This window comes from Streptomyces sp. 17_S59 (genome assembly GCF_056930295.1).
Window position 1 is genome coordinate 5,235,992 of record NZ_JBXOWD010000001.1, and the last position, 17,539, is coordinate 5,253,530.

General features: G+C 72.0%; 20 protein-coding genes. 19 read left to right on the forward strand and 1 reads right to left on the reverse strand.

Translation table 11 applies throughout. The features are described from left to right. The first annotated feature begins 2 nt into the window (after window positions 1-2). The 14 genes from rimM to AC1Z4A_RS24035 all read left to right on the forward strand — a co-directional run bounded on the left by rimM (window position 3) and on the right by AC1Z4A_RS24035 (window position 11,526). A complete protein-coding gene (rimM, locus tag AC1Z4A_RS23970; protein WP_483681907.1) occupies window positions 3-563 on the forward strand; it encodes a ribosome maturation factor RimM in 561 nt (186 codons plus the stop codon). Further along, complete coding sequence (trmD, locus tag AC1Z4A_RS23975) at window positions 563-1,372, forward strand: tRNA (guanosine(37)-N1)-methyltransferase TrmD (protein ID WP_483681908.1); 810 nt, start codon at window positions 563-565, stop codon at window positions 1,370-1,372. Before rimM ends, trmD begins: the two co-directional genes overlap by 1 nt. A 132-nt stretch (window positions 1,373-1,504) precedes the next feature. Next, complete coding sequence (gene rplS / locus AC1Z4A_RS23980) at window positions 1,505-1,855, forward strand: 50S ribosomal protein L19 (RefSeq protein WP_483681909.1); 351 nt, start codon at window positions 1,505-1,507, stop codon at window positions 1,853-1,855. A 45-nt stretch (window positions 1,856-1,900) separates the two neighbouring features. Next, window positions 1,901-2,737 carry a signal peptidase I gene (gene lepB / locus AC1Z4A_RS23985; protein ID WP_483681910.1) on the forward strand — a complete coding sequence of 279 codons (837 nt, stop codon included), beginning with the start codon at window positions 1,901-1,903 and terminating at the stop codon, window positions 2,735-2,737. Window positions 2,738-2,906: 169 nt separating this feature from the next. After that, window positions 2,907-3,794, forward strand: a complete 888-nt coding sequence (gene lepB / locus AC1Z4A_RS23990; RefSeq protein ID WP_483681911.1) for a signal peptidase I — start codon at window positions 2,907-2,909, stop codon at window positions 3,792-3,794. Continuing rightward, entirely contained in the window at window positions 3,697-4,710 is a 1,014-nt protein-coding gene (gene lepB / locus AC1Z4A_RS23995) for a signal peptidase I (RefSeq protein ID WP_483681912.1), read from the forward strand. Before lepB (AC1Z4A_RS23990) ends, lepB (AC1Z4A_RS23995) begins: the two co-directional genes overlap by 98 nt. Window positions 4,711-4,819: 109 nt before the next feature. After that, window positions 4,820-5,581: a signal peptidase I gene (gene lepB, locus AC1Z4A_RS24000; RefSeq protein ID WP_483681913.1), complete on the forward strand. Its 762-nt coding sequence runs from the start codon at window positions 4,820-4,822 to the stop codon at window positions 5,579-5,581. Beyond that, window positions 5,574-6,104: an NUDIX hydrolase gene (locus tag AC1Z4A_RS24005; RefSeq protein WP_483681914.1), complete on the forward strand. Its 531-nt coding sequence runs from the start codon at window positions 5,574-5,576 to the stop codon at window positions 6,102-6,104. Before lepB (AC1Z4A_RS24000) ends, AC1Z4A_RS24005 begins: the two co-directional genes overlap by 8 nt. Before the next feature lie 39 nt (window positions 6,105-6,143). Further along, window positions 6,144-6,452: a DUF2469 domain-containing protein gene (locus AC1Z4A_RS24010; RefSeq protein ID WP_126916304.1), complete on the forward strand. Its 309-nt coding sequence runs from the start codon at window positions 6,144-6,146 to the stop codon at window positions 6,450-6,452. Window positions 6,453-6,564: 112 nt separating this feature from the next. Continuing rightward, the gene (locus AC1Z4A_RS24015; protein ID WP_483681915.1) at window positions 6,565-6,927 is read left to right on the forward strand and encodes a YraN family protein; all 363 of its coding nucleotides are present in this window, start codon (window positions 6,565-6,567) and stop codon (window positions 6,925-6,927) included. Next, entirely contained in the window at window positions 6,927-8,588 is a 1,662-nt protein-coding gene (locus AC1Z4A_RS24020; protein WP_483681916.1) for a YifB family Mg chelatase-like AAA ATPase, read from the forward strand. The genes AC1Z4A_RS24015 and AC1Z4A_RS24020 overlap by 1 nt, the downstream gene beginning before the upstream one ends. Further along, a complete protein-coding gene (gene dprA / locus AC1Z4A_RS24025) occupies window positions 8,573-9,757 on the forward strand; it encodes a DNA-processing protein DprA (protein WP_483681917.1) in 1,185 nt (394 codons plus the stop codon). The genes AC1Z4A_RS24020 and dprA overlap by 16 nt, the downstream gene beginning before the upstream one ends. Before the next feature lie 300 nt (window positions 9,758-10,057). Continuing rightward, entirely contained in the window at window positions 10,058-10,894 is an 837-nt protein-coding gene (gene whiG / locus AC1Z4A_RS24030; protein ID WP_483681918.1) for an RNA polymerase sigma factor WhiG, read from the forward strand. 74 nt (window positions 10,895-10,968) lie between these two features. Continuing rightward, entirely contained in the window at window positions 10,969-11,526 is a 558-nt protein-coding gene (locus AC1Z4A_RS24035) for a TetR/AcrR family transcriptional regulator (RefSeq protein WP_483683704.1), read from the forward strand. A gap of 300 nt (window positions 11,527-11,826) precedes the next feature. On the opposite strand, the gene AC1Z4A_RS24040 is transcribed toward AC1Z4A_RS24035, so the two are convergent. Beyond that, on the reverse strand, window positions 11,827-12,417 hold the full coding sequence (locus AC1Z4A_RS24040; RefSeq protein ID WP_483681919.1) for a murein hydrolase activator EnvC family protein: 591 nt from the start codon (window positions 12,415-12,417) through the stop codon (window positions 11,827-11,829). A 286-nt stretch (window positions 12,418-12,703) separates the two neighbouring features. Here AC1Z4A_RS24040 and rpsB point away from each other — a divergent pair, with 286 nt between their 5' ends. From rpsB to AC1Z4A_RS24065, 5 genes are all read left to right on the forward strand, one after another. Next, complete coding sequence (gene rpsB, locus AC1Z4A_RS24045) at window positions 12,704-13,558, forward strand: 30S ribosomal protein S2 (protein ID WP_483681920.1); 855 nt, start codon at window positions 12,704-12,706, stop codon at window positions 13,556-13,558. A 177-nt stretch (window positions 13,559-13,735) separates the two neighbouring features. Then, complete coding sequence (gene tsf, locus AC1Z4A_RS24050; protein ID WP_483681921.1) at window positions 13,736-14,572, forward strand: translation elongation factor Ts; 837 nt, start codon at window positions 13,736-13,738, stop codon at window positions 14,570-14,572. A gap of 161 nt (window positions 14,573-14,733) precedes the next feature. Beyond that, window positions 14,734-15,513 carry a UMP kinase gene (gene pyrH / locus AC1Z4A_RS24055; RefSeq protein ID WP_483681922.1) on the forward strand — a complete coding sequence of 260 codons (780 nt, stop codon included), beginning with the start codon at window positions 14,734-14,736 and terminating at the stop codon, window positions 15,511-15,513. A 169-nt stretch (window positions 15,514-15,682) separates the two neighbouring features. Beyond that, window positions 15,683-16,240 carry a ribosome recycling factor gene (frr, locus tag AC1Z4A_RS24060; protein ID WP_483681923.1) on the forward strand — a complete coding sequence of 186 codons (558 nt, stop codon included), beginning with the start codon at window positions 15,683-15,685 and terminating at the stop codon, window positions 16,238-16,240. Then, on the forward strand, window positions 16,240-17,364 hold the full coding sequence (locus AC1Z4A_RS24065) for a phosphatidate cytidylyltransferase (RefSeq protein WP_483681924.1): 1,125 nt from the start codon (window positions 16,240-16,242) through the stop codon (window positions 17,362-17,364). The genes frr and AC1Z4A_RS24065 overlap by 1 nt, the downstream gene beginning before the upstream one ends. The last annotated feature ends 175 nt before the right edge of the window (window positions 17,365-17,539 follow it).

A 17,539-nucleotide genomic window follows, 5' to 3' on the forward strand; every position in this document is an offset into this window, starting at 1 on the left:
GCGTGCAGCTGGTAGTCGGGAGGATCGGCCGCGCCCACGGCATCAAGGGCGAGGTCACCGTCGAGGTACGGACGGACGAGCCGGAGCTGAGGCTCGGACCGGGTGCCGTGCTGGCCACGGACCCCGCCGGTACGGGGCCGCTGACCATCGAGTCCGGCCGGGTGCACAGCGGGCGGCTGCTGCTGCGCTTCACCGGCGTCGCCGACCGCACCGCCGCCGAGGCGCTGCGCAACACCCTGCTGATCGCCGAGGTGGATCCGGACGAGACTCCCGAGGACCCCGAGGAGTACTACGACCACCAGCTGATGGACCTCGACGTCGTCACCGTCGACGGCACCGCCGTCGGCCGGATCGCCGAGATCTCCCACCTGCCCTCCCAGGACCTGTTCATCGTCGAGCGGCCCGACGGCACCGAGGTCATGATCCCCTTCGTCTCCGAGATCGTCACGGAGATCGACCTGGACGGGCAGCGGGCCGTGATCGACCCGCCGCGCGGGCTGCTGGACGGCGCCGAGGCCGAGGTCGCGAGCAGCCGCGACGAGAGCGCGGAGGGCGAAGCCTGATGCGCCTCGACGTCGTCACGATCTTCCCCGAGTACCTGGAGCCGCTGAACGTCTCCCTCGTCGGCAAGGCCCGGGCCCGCGGGCAGCTGGACGTGCGCATCCACGACCTGCGCGACTGGGCGCACGACAAGCACAACACCGTCGACGACACCCCGTACGGCGGCGGCCCCGGCATGGTCATGAAGCCCGAGCCCTGGGGCGAGGCGCTGGACTCGATCATCGAGTCGGGCGAGGGCGCGCCCACGATCGTGGTGCCCACCCCGAGCGGCAGGCCCTTCACCCAGCAGCTGGCCGTCGAGCTGTCCGAGAAGCCGTGGCTGGTCTTCACCCCCGCCCGCTACGAGGGCATCGACCGGCGCGTCATCGAGGAGTACGGCGACCGCCTCGACGTGCGCGAGGTCTCCATCGGCGACTACGTGCTCGCCGGCGGCGAGGCGCCCGTCCTGGTCATGGTCGAGGCCGTCGCCCGGCTGCTGCCCGGCGTGCTCGGCAACGCCGAGTCGCACCGCGACGACTCCTTCGCGCCCGGCGCCATGGCCGACCTGCTCGAGGGGCCCGTCTACACCAAGCCGCCGGAGTGGCGCGGCCGGGGCATCCCGGAGGTGCTGGTCAGCGGCCACCACGGGAAGATCGCCCGGTGGCGCCGCGACGAGGCGTTCCGGCGCACCACCGCCAACCGGCCGGACCTGATCGAGCGGGCCGACCCGGCCGCGTTCGACAAGAAGGACCGCGAGATGCTCTCGATCCTGGGCTGGGGCCCGGGCGAGGACGGCCGATTTGGGCGAGTGGCCCAGGACGTGGAAGAATAAGCCGTTGCCTTACGCCCGGCGTGCGCCCCTGCCACAGGGGGAACGACGTTCGCCCGGCGTTTCCGGCAGCCATCCCACTTTCCGTACGGATTCCGCCGATGACCTGTGGCATCGGCGAGGAAGCAGACGAATATGTCTTCCCTGCTCGACGGCGTCAACGCCGCTTCGCTGCGCACCGACGTCCCGGCCTTCCGCCCGGGTGACACCGTGAACGTCCACGTTCGCGTCATCGAGGGCAACCGCTCCCGCATCCAGCAGTTCAAGGGTGTCGTCATCCGCCGCCAGGGCGCGGGCGTCAGCGAGACCTTCACGGTTCGCAAGGTCTCCTTCTCCGTCGGCGTCGAGCGCACCTTCCCGGTGCACAGCCCGATCTTCGAGAAGGTCGAGCTGGTCACCCGCGGTGACGTCCGCCGCGCCAAGCTGTACTACCTCCGTGAGCTGCGCGGCAAGGCCGCGAAGATCAAGGAGAAGCGCGACAAGTAAGCTTCCCGCCGGCGTCCCGGCCCGGCCGGATAGGCTCTCGGCTCGATGGACACCGACGCACAGCTTTCGGAGCGCGACCGCTCTCCAGAACCCGGACAGGGGGAGGAGCAGGGGTCGCGCTCCTCGCGTTTTCCCGCCCGGGACCCGGGCCGTGCGCGCGCGGCATGGACCGCCGCGCGCATGTGGGTCACCGGGGGCGGGCCGCTGCGCAGGGCGGGACTGCTGCTGCTCACCTGCGTGGTCGTCCTGCTCCTGGTCAGCAGCTATGTCGTACAGCCCTTCCTGATCCCCAGCGGCTCGATGCGCGGCACGCTCCGGGTCGGCGACCGGGTGCTGGTCAACAAGCTCGCCTACCGCTTCGGCGAGCAGCCCCGCCGCGGCGATGTGATCGTCTTCGACGGCACGGACTCCTTCGTCCACGACGTCCCGGCCGAGAACCCGGTGACCGCGCTGGTGCGCAAGGGCGCCTCGGCGGTCGGCCTGATGCGGACCGCGCAGACCGACTACATCAAGCGGGTCGTGGGCGTCGGCGGCGACCGGGTCAGATGCTGCGACGAGCGCGGGCTGCTGGAGGTCAACGGCCGCCCGGTGCTGGAGCCCTATCTCTTCCCGGGGGACGCTCCTTCACGGGTGCCGTTCGACATCGTGGTCCCGGAGGGCAGGCTATGGGTCATGGGCGACCACCGGAGCGACTCCCGCGATTCCCGCGACCACTTGGGCGAGCCCGGCGGCGGCATGGTCCCGGTGGACCGGGTCGTCGGGCGGGCCGACTGGATCGGCTGGCCGCTGGGCCGGATGACCTCGCTGGCACGGACCGATGCGTTCGCGGACGTACCGGATCCGGGCCACGGAACCGGCCACGGAGGGGGCCCGCATGGGTAGCCACGCGCGCACCCCGGTCCGGGCCACGCCGGACCGGAACGGGCCCGGGGGCGGACGGGAGACGGGCCGCGGCACCGGGGGCCGGGCGGCGCGGCGGAAGGCCGCGCGGCGGGTGAAGCGGCGGAGGCGCCAGCGGTCCGCCGCCAAGGAGGTGCCGATCCTCATAGGCGTGGCACTGCTGATCGCCCTGGTGCTGAAGACGTTCCTGGTGCAGGCGTTTGTCATTCCGTCAGGTTCGATGGAGCAGACCATCCGCATCGGCGACCGGGTGCTGGTGGACAAGCTGACGCCCTGGTTCGGCGCCAGGCCCGAGCGCGGGGACGTGGTGGTCTTCAAGGACCCGGGGGGCTGGCTCGACGGCGACCAGTCGTCCGGGGGCGGGGACCCGGTGGGGATCCGGCAGCTCAAACAAGGGCTGACATTCATAGGGCTTTTGCCGTCCGCCGACGAACGGGATTTGATCAAGCGCGTGATCGGCGTCGGCGGCGATACGGTCAAGTGCTGCGATGACAACGGCAAAATCACGGTCAACGGAACGCCGCTCGACGAGCCCTATCTTCATCCCGGAAATCCGCCCTCATTGCTGAAGTTCGAGGTGAAGGTCCCCGCGGGCCGGATCTTCGTGATGGGCGACCACCGTTCCGATTCCGCCGATTCCCGCTACCACTTGGACGAGCCCGGACACGGCACCGTCGCGGAAGGCCTGGTGGTGGGGCGTGCGGTGGCGATCGCCTGGCCGTTCGGCCACTGGCGCGGACTCGGCGAACCGGACACCTTCGCTTCGGTGCGAGACGCGCCGGGCACAGGCACGCGTGCTGACGCTCCGGCGCATAGTGTGTCCCCCATGGATCAGGAAGGAATGATCCGGCTCCCGACCCCTGCGGAACTCCCGCTCGTTATGGGAGTGGTGGGCCTGCGTCGTATGCACGACAGGCGGCAGCCTGGAATAAGGAGTGGATGTGGGGGATTTGGCGGTCGGCGCCCGTTCCGGTCACGGAGAGCCCGAGAAGCGTCCCGGACCGGCGGAGGAGCCGCCCCGGGAGACGCCCGGGGGTGAAGCGCCGGAGGGGGCCGGGTCCCACACGACGCCCGGGCCGGCCTCTCCGGCGGACGACGGCGCCCCGGTGCCGCCGGGCGGTGCCGACCGGGCCCGCGGCGACGAGCCGAAGAAGCAGCGGTCCTTCTGGAAGGAGCTGCCGATCCTCATCGGCATCGCCCTCCTGCTCGCGCTGCTCATCAAGACCTTCCTGGTGCAGGCGTTCTCCATCCCTTCCGAGTCGATGCAGAACACCCTCCAGCGCGGCGACCGGGTGCTGGTGGACAAGCTGACGCCCTGGTTCGGCTCCAAGCCCCAGCGCGGCGAGGTGGTGGTCTTCCACGATCCGGGCGGCTGGCTCGGCGAGAGCCCGGCGGCCGACAACGGGCCGGTGGCCGGCGGCATCCAGAAGGTGCTCAGCTTCATCGGCCTGATGCCCTCAGCCGAGGAGAAGGACCTGATCAAGCGCGTCATCGCGGTCGGCGGCGACACGGTCGAGTGCAAGGGCAACAACGACCCGGTGCTGGTCAACGGCAAGGCGCTGAACGAGCCGTACATCTTCCCCGGCAACACGCCCTGCGGCGACAAGCCCTTCGGCCCCATCAAGGTGCCCAAGGGCCGGATCTGGGTGATGGGCGACCACCGCCAGGACTCCCTCGACTCCCGCTACCACCAGGACCTGGACAAGTACCAGGGCACGGTCTCGGAGGACGAGGTCGTCGGGCGCGCCATCGTCGTCGCCTGGCCGCTGAACCGCTGGTCCACGCTGCCCGTCCCGGACACCTTCGACCAGCCCGGCCTGGGCGCCGCTGCCGCCGCCGCGCCCCCCGCGCTCGGGCTTGCGGGCGCCGTGCCGCTGGTGCTGTGGCGCCGCCGCCGGATCCTGCGCAAGGACGCGACGCAGGCGGGTCCGACGCCGGCCGCCACGAAGGGCTGACTCAGCCCGTACCGCCGGGTAGTGTGCGATGCCACGTGCCCCCGGGCACGCGGAATCCGATCTTCTGCGTGGCGCCGCCACGCGGATCCTGACGCGCGGCGGGGGCGGAATGAGCACAGCGGTACCCGAGGAGAGAACCCGGGACGCACAGGACGACGGCCACGGCCGCACGGGCAGACTGCTGTCCGGGCTGGCCGTGGCCGTCGGCTTTCTGCTCTTCCTCGGTGGCTTCGCCTGGGCCGCCGTGCTGTACAAGCCGTACACCGTGCCCACCGACTCGATGGCGCCGACCATCGTGCGCGGCGACCATGTCCTCGCCCAGCGCATCGACGGCGACCGGGTGCACCGGGGCGACGTGGTGGTCTTCCACGACAAGGTCTGGGGCGACGTCCCGATGGTCAAGCGGGTCGTCGGCGTCGGCGGCGACAAGGTCGAGTGCTGCGACAAGGACGGCCGGCTGACGATCAACGGCCGGCCGGTCGAGGAGCCCTACCTGGCGCGCGGGGCACCGGCCTCGCCCACCGGCTTCTCCGCCACCGTGCCGGACGGCCAGCTCTTCCTCCTCGGCGACCACCGCGACGACTCGGTGGACTCCCGCACCCACCTGACCGACGGCGCCCAGGGCTCGGTGCCGCGCGAGGCGGTCAGGGCCCGGGTGGAGGCCATAGCCTGGCCCGCGTCCGGCTGGGGGATGCTCAGCCGGCCCGCCTCCTTCGACGACCTGCCCGGCGGCACCTCCGCGCCGGGACCGCTGCCGCTGACGGTGACGTGCGTGATCGCGGGCGCCGTGCTCATCCTGGGAGGTGCGGCGTACGGGCCCGTCGCGAGCAGGCTGACGCGCCGCGGGAAGGTGGCGGTGCCCCATGACTGAGGGCGGTCCGGTGACTGAGGGCGGTCCGGAGGCGGGCGGCGGAGGGCTGCGCCGGGCCGCGCGGGTGGTCCTCCTCGACCCCGCCGACCGGATCCTGCTGCTGAAGGGCTACGAGCCCGACGACCCGGCGACCACCTGGTGGTTCACCCCGGGCGGCGGGCTGGAGGGCGACGAGGGCTGGGAGGCCGCGGCGCGCCGGGAGCTGGCCGAGGAGACGGGAATCACACGGGCCGAACTGGGCCCGGTGCTGTGGCAGCGGACCTGTTCCTTCCCCTTCGCCGGGCAGCGCTGGGACCAGGACGAACGCTATTTCCTGGCCCGTACCGAGCAGGCCCCGGCCTTCACCGGCGGCCGGACCGAGCTGGAGCGCCGCAGCCTGACGGCCCTGCGCTGGTGGACCTGCGAGGAACTGCTCGCGACCCGTGAGACGGTGTACCCGACCAGGCTCGCCGAGCTGCTGCGCACACTGCTCGACGAGGGGCCCCCGAGTACGCCGGTGCTCCTGGAGACCGAGCGCGCCTGACGCACAATGGGGGGACGCACGGCTGAAGGGGAACATGCCATGAGCGCCGAGGACCTCGAAAAGTACGAGACCGAGATGGAGCTGAAGCTCTACCGGGAGTACCGCGACGTCGTCGGGCTGTTCAAATACGTGATCGAGACCGAGCGGCGCTTCTACCTCACGAACGACTACGAGATGCAGGTCCACTCCGTGCAGGGCGAGGTCTTCTTCGAGGTCTCCATGGCCGACGCCTGGGTGTGGGACATGTACCGCCCGGCGCGCTTCGTGAAGCAGGTCCGGGTGCTCACGTTCAAGGACGTGAACATCGAGGAGCTGAACAAGACCGACCTCGACCTGCCGGGGACCTGACCCACCTGACCCTCACGTTCGGGTGACGGGGTTTTCCACAACCGGCCGGTTGTCCACCAAGATCCAACGGCTTGGGCGGACGGGCCCATAGTCGGCACCGGAGGTGGTGCCGATGAACGCCCGAGGGGGGCTCGGCAGGTACGGGGAGGAGCTGGCGGCGCGCCGGCTGACCGAGGCCGGGATGACCGTGCTGGCCCGCAACTGGCGGTGCCGGGCCGGCGAGGTCGACATCGTGGCCGCGGACGGTGACGTCCTGGTGATCTGTGAGGTCAAGACCCGGCGCACAGGGTCGTACGAACATCCGATGGCGGCCGTCACGCCGGCCAAGGCCGAGCGGCTGCGCACGCTCGCCGGGCACTGGCTGGCGCGGCACGGCGGGGCGGCGCCGCCGGGCGGGGTGCGGATCGACCTGGTGGGCGTGGTGCTGCCCGGCCGGGGCGCGCCCGTCGTGGAGCACGCCAAGGGGGTGGCCTGATGGGCTTCGCCCGTACGTGCTCGGTCGCCCTGGTCGGGGTCGAGGGGGTGGTGGTCGAGGTCCAGGCCGACCTGGAGCCGGGCGTCGCGGCCTTCACCCTGGTCGGGCTGCCGGACAAGAGCCTCACCGAGAGCCGCGACCGGGTGCGCGCGGCCGTGGTGAACTCGGGGGCCGAGTGGCCGCAGAAGAAGCTGACCGTGGGGCTGAGCCCGGCCTCCGTCCCCAAGGGCGGCAGCGGGTTCGACCTCGCCGTGGCCGTCGCCGTGCTCGGAGCGGCGGAGTGCATCGACCCCGCGGCCATCGCCGACCTGGTGATGATCGGCGAGCTGGGTCTGGACGGCAGGGTCCGGCCGGTGCGCGGCGTGCTCCCGGCCGTCCTGGCGGCGGCCGAGGCCGGATACCGGCAGGTCGTGGTACCGGAGCGGACGGCGGCGGAGGCCGCCCTGGTGCCGGGTGTCTCGGTGCTCGGGGTGCGCAGCCTGCGCCAGCTGATCGCGGTGCTCACCGACGCCCCGGTCCCGGAGGAGGAGCCGGCGCCGGAGGGGAGCCCCGACGCGATGCTGGCCGGGCTGATGGTGCCGGGCGCCGGGGTGGGCAGCGGCCTCGCCGCCGGGGACGGGGAGCGCAACCGGCCCGACCTCGCCGACGTGGCGGGTCAGCGCCTGGCCCGGCTCGCCCTGGAGGTCGCCGCGGCCGGCCGCCACCACCTGCTGCTCTCCGGGCCGCCGGGCGCGGGCAAGACCATGCTTGCGGAGCGCCTGCCCGCGATCCTGCCGCCGCTCACCCGGCAGGAGTCCCTGGAAGTGACCGCCGTCCACTCGGTGGCGGGCATGCTGCCACCGGGCGAGCCGCTGGTCGCGACGGCGCCCTACTGCGCGCCGCACCACTCCGCGACGATGCAGTCGCTGGTCGGCGGGGGCAACGGCCTGCCCAGGCCGGGCGCGGTCTCGCTCGCCCATCGTGGAGTGCTTTTTCTGGATGAAGCCCCCGAATTCAGTACCAAAGCCCTGGACGCCCTGCGTCAGCCGCTGGAATCGGGGCACGTGGTGGTGGCGCGCACCGCCGGGGTGGTGCGGTTGCCCGCCAGGTTCCTGATGGTGCTGGCGGCCAACCCCTGCCCCTGTGGTCGGCACACCCTCCACGGGGCGGGCTGCGAATGCCCCGCGTCCGTGATCCGCAGGTACCAGGCCCGGCTCTCCGGGCCTTTGCTGGACCGGGTCGACCTGCGGGTCGAGGTCGAGCCGGTCCAGCGCGCCGACCTGATGGGGCAGGGCGGCCGCGGCGAGCCCACGGCCGTGGTCGCCGAGCGGGTGGCCCGGGCCAGGGAGCGGACCGCCGCCAGGCTGACGGGCACGCCCTGGACCGCCAACAGCGAGGTGCCGGGCCACGAGCTGCGCACCCGCTGGCAGCCCGTACCCGGAGCGCTCGCCGCCGCCGAGCGCGACCTGGAGCGCGGCCTGCTGACGGCCCGTGGGCTGGACCGGGTCCTGCGGGTCGCCTGGACCCTTGCGGACCTCGCCGGCCGGGACCGCCCCGACGCGGCCGACGTGACCCTGGCCCTGGAACTGCGCACCGGCATCGCCAGGGGCGCCCCGCTGCCGGGGCCGCCGGTGCCCGTGGCCGTCCCGGCGGGCGGGGGCGGGCCGTGGCCGGGGGAGTGAGCGAGGAGGAGCGGCTCGCCCGGGCGGCGCTGACGCGGCTGACCGAGCCGGGCGACGAGACCGTGGGCCGGTGGCTGCGGCAGCTGGGCCCGGTCGGGCTGGTGCGCGGGCTGACCGGCGCGGGGCCGCCGCCGGCCGGAGCACGGGCCGACCGCCTCGCCGGCTGCCGCGCCCGGGCGATCGGCCTCGACCCGGAGGGCGACCTCGCTGCCGTCGGCCGGCTCGGCGGGCGCTTCGTCTGCCCCGGAGACCTCGAATGGCCGGGCCAGCTCGACGACCTGGGCGACGCAAGGCCCGTCGGGCTCTGGGTGCGCGGCAGCCCGGACGTGCGGCTGTGGGCGCTGCGCTCCGTGGCCGTGGTGGGTGCCCGCGCCTGCACCGAGTACGGGGCGCACGTGGCCGCCGGGCTCGGTGCCGGGCTGGCCGAGCGCGGCTGGGTGGTGGTCTCCGGGGCTGCCTACGGGGTGGACGGGGCGGCGCACCGGGGAGCGCTGGCCGCGGGCGGGGCGACGGTGGCCGTCTTGGCCTCGGGGATCGACGTGCCCTATCCGCGCGGGCACGGCGGGCTGATCGAGCGGATCACGGAACAGGGCCTGGTCCTGGCCGAGTTGCCACCCGGCGGGCACCCCACCCGGAGCCGCTTCGTGCTGCGCAACCGCGTCATCGCCGCGCTGACGCGGGGGACGGTGGTCGTCGAGGCCGAGTACCGCAGCGGCTCGCTCGTGACGGCGCGCCGGGCGGGCGAGCTGGGCCGTCACACCATGGGGGTGCCGGGGCCGGTCACCTCCGGGCTCTCCGCGGGGGTGCACGAACTCCTGCGCACGGGGGCGTGCCTGGTGACCGACGCCGACGAGATCGCCGAGCTGGTCGGCGCCATCGGCGACCTCGCCCCCGAGCGGCGGGGCCCCGTCCTGGCCCGGGACCTGCTGGACCCCGCGGCCGCCGCGGCGCTGGAGGCCGTGCCCGGCCGGGGCGGCGCGGACGCCGGGCTCATCGCCCGCGAAGCGGGCATGGCCGGGCCCCGGGCCCTCGCCAAACTGTACGAACTCCAGGCCCTGGGGTTCGTCGAACGGCGGGGCGACCTCTGGCAGCTGGCTGACAGCGCGTCAACACCCGGCACCCCCAAGCCCCCCGGACGACGCAGCGGTGTGCGGCGAGGCGGTGCTTGATTCGGGGTGATCGGGTGAAAGGGTTAAGGCGGTGACCGCGGTGGCCGATACGGCGGACCCCGCGCGGCCGACGGGCGCCGCGGCGGCCGCCGCGGCAGGGCGCGGCCCGCGGAGCGTCTCCGCGTACGGCTCCGACGGCTCCGCGCACATCGCAGTCGTACATCGCGTACATCGAAGTCTCCGGGTATATCGAAGGGGTTTCCTCGCTCACCGCAGCGCTCCAGTCACGCTACGCTCACGGGATTCCATCCATTCGTACCAACCGATCCACGCACACGGCAGAACGGCTCAAGACGACGAATGCCCCAGCACACCTCCGGGTCCGACCGCGCGCCGGCGCCGCCCGCGGCACGCGGCGCCGAGCGACCTCCCGCGCCCTCGACGCTCGACGAGCTGTGGCGGTCGTACAAGGCGTCGGGTGACGACCGGTTGCGGGAGCAATTGATCCTTCACTACTCGCCCCTGGTGAAGTACGTGGCGGGCCGCGTCAGCGTCGGGCTGCCGTCCAACGTCGAACAGGCCGACTTCGTCTCCTCCGGGATCTTCGGACTCATCGACGCCATCGAGAAGTTCGACCCCGCGCGGTCCATCAAGTTCGAGACCTACGCCATCACCCGCATCCGCGGCGCCATGATCGACGAGCTGCGGGCGCTCGACTGGATCCCCCGCTCGGTCCGCCAGAAGGCCCGGGCCGTCGAGCGCGCGTACGCCACCCTGGAGGCCGCGCTCCGCCGCACCCCCTCCGAGGCCGAGGTGGCCGCCGAGATGGGCATCCCGATCGACGAACTCCACGCCGTCTTCAGTCAGTTGTCGCTGGCCAACGTCGTGGCGCTGGAGGAGCTGCTGCACGCGGGCGGGGAGGGCGGCGACCGGCTGAGCCTGATGGACACCCTCGAGGACACCGCCGCCGACGACCCCGTCGAGGTGGCCGAGGACCACGAGCTGCGCAGGCTGCTCGCCCGCGCCATCAACACGCTCCCCGACCGCGAGAAGACCGTCGTCACCCTCTACTACTACGAGGGCCTCACGCTCGCCGAGATCGGGCACGTCCTCGGGGTGACCGAGAGCAGGGTCAGCCAGATCCACACCAAGTCCGTCCTCCAGCTCAGGGCCAAGCTGGCGGACGTCGGACGCTGAATCGTCCCTCCAGCGTCGTCCGCGGGCGGGCCGGTCCGTAAAGTGGGACCGTGCCCAGGATTCGAGCGGCCTCAGTGGCCGAGCACCGGACGATGCAGCGCGGCGCCCTGCTGGACGCCGCCCGCTCCCTGCTGTCCGAAGGCGGTACGGAGGCGCTGACCTTCCCCGCCCTCGCCGAGCGCACCGGGCTCGCGCGGTCCTCGGTCTACGAGTACTTCCGCTCGCGCGCCGCCGTGGTCGAGGAGCTGTGCGCTGTCGACTTCCCCGTCTGGGCGGCCGAGGTCGAGGCGGCCATGGAGCGCGCCGGCACCCCCGAGGCCAAGATCGAGGCGTATGTGCGGCAGCAGCTGGCGCTCGTCGGCGACCGCCGGCACCGTGCCGTCGTCGCCATCTCCGCCGGAGAGCTGGATGCGGGGGCCCGCGAGAAGATCCGCGCTGCGCACGGGGGCCTGGTCGCCATGGTCGTCGAGGCGCTGGAGGCCCTCGGCCATGATCAGCCCAGGCTGACGGCGATGCTGCTGCAGGGCGTGGTCGATGCGGCGGTGCGGCGCATCGAGCTGGGCGCGGCGGAGGAGCCGGACCGGATCACGGAGGCGGCGGTGGCGATGACTTTGCGGGGGGTACGGGGGTAAGGGACCCTGCGGGGCTTTCCCCTACCCGCCCCTTCCCGAACTGGGGCTGCGCCCCAGACCCCCGGGCCCCTCGCGCTGCGCGCGGGGGCGAAGCTCGGGGGCTCTGCCCCCGGACCCCCGGTCCTCAAACTCCCCCAGCTACCGCTGGGAGGTGCCCCCGGACGGGCTGGAAAATCCAGCCCGTCCGGCGTTTGAGGCTGCGCTCGATTTGCGGCTCCGCCGCGCGGCGCGCGCAGCGCGGTCCGGGGTCTGGGGCGCAGCCCCAGTTCGGGAAGGGGCAGGGTGGGGGAAAACAACCCCCTACCCCACCAGCGGCAGCAGCCGTGATGGTGCCCGGCGCAGTATCCACGGGGGCAGCAGGCTCAGTGGATCCAGGTAGTCCGGCCCGCGCAGCAGGCCCCAGTGCAGGCAGCCCGCCGCGCCGCCCGCCGCGCAGTGGGCGTGGAACGCCCCCGCCTCCAGCACTCCCACCACCTCGCCCGCCGCCACCCGCGCACCCTCCCGCACCGTCGCCCGCACGGGCTCGTACGTCGTGCGCAGCGGCGGGCTGCCCGTCCCCGACAGCTCCACCGACACCACGCCCCGCCCGGCCACCGTGCCTGCGAAGGACACCGTCCCGGCCGCGGCGGCCCGCACCGGCGTGCCCGGGCCCGCGGCGAGGTCCACCCCCCGGTGCCCCGCCGCCCAGCGCACCGGGGGCGGTTGCCAGCCCCGCAGGACCAGCGGCCGCGCGCCGTGCGCCCCGGGCACGGGCCAGGCCCGCGCGTCCGCGGAGTCCGCAGCGGCCGTGCCGCAGGGGAGCCCGAGCAATAAGAGCAGGAGGGGGAGGAGCAGGAGGACACGGAGCGTGAGCGTGTGCAGGGTCGCGGCCCGCCGTCGTCGCACGGTCATGCCCCCACCGTGGCGCGGCCCCGCCGCTCCGCGGGGATCTTGACCGGGATCTGTGGACTACCGGCGGGTTGTGGACAACGCCGTCACCCGGCGGTTCTCCGGTCCCGTACACTTCTCATGGCGATCCGGGTCACCGGGTCGACTTCGCACGCCCCGCCACCGGGTCCCGGTGGTCGTGTCCCTCGGTCCAGAGCCCCCTACGGAGTGTCCTGGCAGGCGCGTCGGGGCGTCAGGAGCGGCGGCCGCCCGGCCGCCGTGGAAACCGAGTACCTCAAGGAGCGCGGCCATGGCCGTCGTCACGATGCGGGAGCTGCTGGAGAGCGGCGTCCACTTCGGTCACCAGACCCGTCGTTGGAACCCGAAGATGAAGCGTTTCATCTTCACCGAGCGCAACGGCATCTACATCATCGACCTGCTCCAGTCGCTGTCGTACATCGACCGCGCCTACGAGTTCGTCAAGGAGACCGTCGCGCACGGCGGCTCCATCATGTTCGTCGGTACGAAGAAGCAGGCCCAGGAGGCCATCGCCGAGCAGGCGACCCGTGTCGGCATGCCCTACGTCAACCAGCGCTGGCTGGGCGGCATGCTCACCAACTTCTCGACCGTCTACAAGCGCCTGCAGCGCCTGAAGGAGCTCGAGCTCATCGACTTCGAGGACGTGGCCGCCTCCGGCCTCACCAAGAAGGAGCTCCTGGTCCTCTCCCGCGAGAAGGCCAAGCTCGAGAAGACCCTCGGCGGTATCCGCGAGATGCAGAAGGTGCCCAGCGCCGTCTGGATCGTGGACACCAAGAAGGAGCACATCGCCGTCGGTGAGGCGCGCAAGCTGCGCATCCCCGTCGTCGCGATCCTCGACACCAACTGCGACCCCGACGAGGTCGACTACAAGATCCCGGGCAACGACGACGCCATCCGCTCCGTCACCCTGCTCACCCGCGTGATCGCCGACGCCGTTGCCGAGGGCCTCATCGCCCGCTCCGGCGCTGCCGGCGAGGGCAAGGGCGAGAAGGCCGCCGGCGAGCCGCTCGCCGAGTGGGAGCGCGACCTGCTCGAGGGCGAGAAGAAGGCGGACGAGGCTCCGGCCGCCGCCGAGGCTCCGGCCGCCGAGGCCGAGAAGCCGGCCGCGGACGCCGAGCAGGCCTGACGCCCTGCCCTACCGGACGGCGGGGGTGCGCATGCCCCCCGCCGTCGCCTGGTGGATCCACTGTCGGACCCCGTCAGCGGGACGGGAACCGACGGTTGTGGTGACCTCAAGACGGACCAGCCCTCACCGCCGCCCCGCGCGGGACGGCGAGGCGTAGCGCAGAAGAAGGATTCAAGGATGGCGAACTACACCGCCGCTGACGTCAAGAAGCTCCGTGAGCAGACCGGCGCCGGCATGATGGACTGCAAGAAGGCGCTCGACGAGGCCGAGGGCAACCTCGAGAAGGCCATCGAGATCGTCCGCGTCAAGGGCCTGAAGGGTGTGGCCAAGCGCGAGAGCCGCACCACCGAGAACGGCGCCGTCGCCAACCTCATCGCCGACGACAACACCTCCGGTGTCATCGTCGAGCTGAAGTGCGAGACGGACTTCGTCGCCAAGGGCGAGAAGTTCGTCGCCGTGGCCGACGCCCTGGCCGCCCACATCGCCAAGACCGCCCCGGCGGACGTCGACGCCCTCATGGCCTCCGAGATCGAGGCCGGCAAGACCGTCCAGGCGTTCGTGGACGAGGCCAACGCCACCCTCGGCGAGAAGATCGTCGTGGACCGCTTCGCGCACTTCGCCGACGGCAAGGTCTACGCCTACATGCACCGCACCGCTGCGGACCTGCCCCCGCAGGTCGGCGTCCTGGTCGAGCTGGACAAGGACAACGCCGAGGTCGCCAAGGACGTTGCGCAGCACATCGCCGCCTTCGCGCCGAAGTTCCTCTCCCGTGACGCCATCCCGGCCGACGTCGTGGAGAACGAGCGCCGCATCGCCGAGGAGACCGCTCGCGAGGAGGGCAAGCCCGAGGCTGCCCTGCCGAAGATCGTCGAGGGTCGCGTCACCGGCTTCTTCAAGGAGCAGGTCCTGCTGGACCAGCCGTTCGCCAAGGACAACAAGAAGACCGTCCAGAAGATTCTGGACGAGGCCGGGGTCACCCTGAAGCGCTTTGCCCGCATCCGCGTCGGCGCCTGAGCCGTCCGCAGGGCAGCGAATGACCCGCGACCCGCTAGGGTCGTATGCAGCCGTCCGTCCACCGGCCGGCCGCTGATGTGACGAGGAGGCCATTGCCGCAGAGGAACCGCAAGGATCCATCCGGCAATGGCCTTCTTGGTATGTGCACGAGGAGAACTCCAATGAACCAGGGTGCGGACGCCATGCAGGCCGCCGACGACACCAGCGCCGACCAGGGCAATCGCCGTCGGTTCCTGCTGAAACTCTCGGGTGAGGCCTTCGCCGGCGGCGGTGGGCTCGGCGTCGACCCCGATGTCGTGCACGCCATCGCGCGCGAGATCGCGGCCGTGGTCCGCGAGGGCTACGAGATCGCCGTGGTCATCGGCGGCGGCAACTTCTTCCGCGGCGCCGAGCTGCAGCAGCGCGGCATGGACCGGGCCCGCTCGGACTACATGGGCATGCTCGGCACCGTGATGAACAGCCTCGCCCTCCAGGACTTCCTGTCCAAGGAAGGGGTCGAGACCCGGGTCCAGACCGGCATCACCATGGGCCAGGTCGCCGAGCCGTTCATTCCGCTGCGCGCCGTGCGCCACCTGGAGAAGGGCCGCGTCGTGATCTTCGGCGCGGGCATGGGCATGCCCTACTTCTCCACCGACACCACCGCTGCCCAGCGCGCCCTGGAGATCCACGCCGAGGCGATCCTCATGGGCAAGAACGGCGTCGACGGGGTCTACGACTCGGACCCGAAGAAGAACCCCGACGCGGTGAAGTTCGACGCCCTCGAGTACGGCGAGGTGCTCGCCCGCGGCCTCAAGGTCGCCGACGCCACCGCGATCAGTCTGTGCATGGACAACAAGCTGCCCATTCTCGTCTTCGAACTGCTGGCCGAGGGGAACATCGCCCGCGCGGTGAAGGGTGAGAAGATCGGCACGCTCGTGAGCGACCAGGGCACGCGGGCCTGACCAGGCCCGTAGCCGTCCGGACCGGCGAACAGGCGGTCGCGGACGGCAACTCCGTGCCGGGGGAAGACCTCGGCACGGGGATGGACAACTGCCTGCCGGTCGGACACCGTGCAGGAGTAGACGCGCGCAGGGGCGAGGCTCTGCTTACTGATAACACCAGGAGCAAGTGGTGATCGAAGAGATCCTCCTCGAGGCCGAGGAGAAGATGGAGAAGGCCGTTGTGGTCGCCAAGGAGGACTTCGCGGCGATCCGCACCGGGCGTGCGCACCCGGCGATGTTCAACAAGATCGTGGCGGACTACTACGGTGCCCTGACGCCCATCAACCAGCTGGCGTCGTTCTCGGTGCCCGAGCCGCGCATGGCCGTGGTCACGCCGTTCGACAAGAGCGCACTGCGCAACATCGAGCAGGCCATCCGGGACTCCGACCTGGGTGTGAACCCGAGCAACGACGGCAACATCATCCGGGTGACCTTCCCGGAGCTCACCGAGGAGCGCCGCCGGGAGTTCATCAAGGTCGCCCGGGGCAAGGGCGAGGACGCGAAGGTCTCGATCCGGTCCGTCCGCCGCAAGGCGAAGGACGCCCTGGACAAGCTGGTGAAGGACAAGGAGTCCGGCGAGGACGACGTGCGCCGCGCGGAGAAGGAGCTCGACGACACCACCGCGAAGTATGTCGCGCAGGTGGACGAGCTGCTCAAGCACAAGGAATCCGAGCTGCTCGAGGTCTGATGAACGACGCATCCTGGGGAGCCCCGCCGCGCGCCGGCCACTGGGGGTCCGCCGACCGGGGAACCGCCCCCGGCCCGCTGGGAGGTGCCCCCGTGGACGGATTCGCTCCGGCGGGTCCTCTGCACAAGGCGGGCTATGCGGCGCAGACTCGGCCCATGCCCATCGTGACCGGAGCCGGCGGACACCAGGACGACGGAGACGACCGTGACCAGGGGGCCGCGCACATCGGCGGCCCCCTGTTCCGCGATGAACAGGAGCCCGACATCCGGCCTCAGGAGCCTGCCGCCCCCCAGGGGGGCAAGGCGAAGAAGAGCGCGGGCCGCGATCTGCGTGCCGCGATAGGGGTGGGCGTGGGTCTCGGCGCGGTGATCCTCGCCTCCCTGTTCGTCTACAAGCCCGTCTTCCTCGGCGTGGTCGTGCTCGCCGTAGTGGTCGGGCTGTGGGAGCTGACCTCCCGCCTCGCCGAGCGCAAGGGCATCAAGGCTCCTCTGGTGCCCCTGGCCATCGGCGGCGCCGCCATGATCGTCGCGGGCTATGTCAACGGCTCCGAGGGCGCGTGGGTGGCCATGGCCTTCACCGCGCTCGCCGTGCTCGTCTGGCGCATGACGGAGTCTCCGGACGACTACCTCAAGGACGTCACGGCGGGCATCTTCGCGGCCTTCTACGTGCCGTTCCTCGCCACCTTCGTGGCGCTGATGCTCTCCGCCGGGGACGGCGCCTGGCGGGTGCTGACCTTCCTCGTCCTGACGGTCGTCAGCGACACGGGGGCGTACGCGGTGGGCTGGCGGTTCGGCAAGCACAAGCTCGCGCCGCGCATCAGCCCCGGCAAGACCCGGGAGGGCCTGGTCGGCGCGGTGCTGTTCGCGATGGTGGCGGGCGCGCTGTGCATGCAGTTCCTGATCGACGACGGGGCGTGGTGGCAGGGCCTGCTGCTCGGCCTCGCGGTCGCGGTCAGCGCCACACTGGGCGACCTCGGGGAGTCCATGATCAAGCGGGACCTGGGCATCAAGGACATGGGCGCCCTGCTCCCGGGCCACGGCGGGATCATGGACCGGCTGGACTCGCTGCTGCCGACCGCCCCGGTGGTGTGGCTGCTGATGGTGGCGTTCGTGGGGAGCGGCTGACACGGCGCCACGCGGCGGTAGCCGCATATCGGCACAGCATGGACCGGCTGGACTCGCTGCTGCCGACGGCGCCGGTGGTGTGGCTGCTGATGGTGGCGTTCGTCGGCTCCTAGCTCCTGACCTGGGGTTTTCGGTAGGTGTTCGAAACGTGAGGGGCCCGTCGTCCACAGGACGG

Bases quoted from the DNA above. Each gene is read 5' to 3' on its own strand.
- trmD (WP_483681908.1), top strand. From the start codon at position 563: ATGCGCCTCGACGTCGTCACGATCTTCCCCGAGTACCTGGAGCCGCTG.
- rplS (WP_483681909.1), top strand. From the start codon at position 1,505: ATGTCTTCCCTGCTCGACGGCGTCAACGCCGCTTCGCTGCGCACCGAC.
- lepB (WP_483681910.1), top strand. From the start codon at position 1,901: ATGGACACCGACGCACAGCTTTCGGAGCGCGACCGCTCTCCAGAACCC.
- lepB (WP_483681913.1), top strand. From the start codon at position 4,820: ATGAGCACAGCGGTACCCGAGGAGAGAACCCGGGACGCACAGGACGAC.
- AC1Z4A_RS24005 (WP_483681914.1), top strand. From the start codon at position 5,574: ATGACTGAGGGCGGTCCGGTGACTGAGGGCGGTCCGGAGGCGGGCGGC.
- AC1Z4A_RS24010 (WP_126916304.1), top strand. From the start codon at position 6,144: ATGAGCGCCGAGGACCTCGAAAAGTACGAGACCGAGATGGAGCTGAAG.
- AC1Z4A_RS24015 (WP_483681915.1), top strand. From the start codon at position 6,565: ATGAACGCCCGAGGGGGGCTCGGCAGGTACGGGGAGGAGCTGGCGGCG.
- AC1Z4A_RS24020 (WP_483681916.1), top strand. From the start codon at position 6,927: ATGGGCTTCGCCCGTACGTGCTCGGTCGCCCTGGTCGGGGTCGAGGGG.
- whiG (WP_483681918.1), top strand. From the start codon at position 10,058: ATGCCCCAGCACACCTCCGGGTCCGACCGCGCGCCGGCGCCGCCCGCG.
- AC1Z4A_RS24040 (WP_483681919.1), bottom strand. From the start codon at position 12,417: ATGACCGTGCGACGACGGCGGGCCGCGACCCTGCACACGCTCACGCTC.
- rpsB (WP_483681920.1), top strand. From the start codon at position 12,704: ATGGCCGTCGTCACGATGCGGGAGCTGCTGGAGAGCGGCGTCCACTTC.
- tsf (WP_483681921.1), top strand. From the start codon at position 13,736: ATGGCGAACTACACCGCCGCTGACGTCAAGAAGCTCCGTGAGCAGACC.
- pyrH (WP_483681922.1), top strand. From the start codon at position 14,734: ATGAACCAGGGTGCGGACGCCATGCAGGCCGCCGACGACACCAGCGCC.
- AC1Z4A_RS24065 (WP_483681924.1), top strand. From the start codon at position 16,240: ATGAACGACGCATCCTGGGGAGCCCCGCCGCGCGCCGGCCACTGGGGG.